1 protein-coding gene is annotated in these 250 nt (G+C 58.8%); it reads right to left on the reverse strand.

The window, feature by feature from the left end; translation table 11 throughout:
* On the reverse strand, positions 1-250 hold a 250-nt coding region (locus EXE45_RS21645), incomplete at both ends, for an NAD(P)/FAD-dependent oxidoreductase (protein ID WP_369333773.1).

Raw genomic sequence — 250 nt, forward strand, 5'->3', positions numbered from 1 at the left:
TGTTCGTCGAGATCGACGACCGTATGCTGCTCACGAAGGTCTGTGCCGGCGTCGGCAGCGCGGCGTGCGAGTGTTTTGTCCAACTCGACACGGTCGATCACATGCGAGATACTCTCCGATTTATAGAACGGATACGCCTTCGAATCTGGTCCCCCAACGTGAAAGCGGGCGCCCGAAATTCGATTCTGAAGCAGCTCGTCCGCGGCCTCTGCGGGGAGATACTCCCAAAGATCCGTCGAGACATGCCCGG

This window comes from Halorubrum sp. SP9 (genome assembly GCF_005435015.1).
Lineage (GTDB): Archaea > Halobacteriota > Halobacteria > Halobacteriales > Haloferacaceae > Halorubrum > Halorubrum sodomense.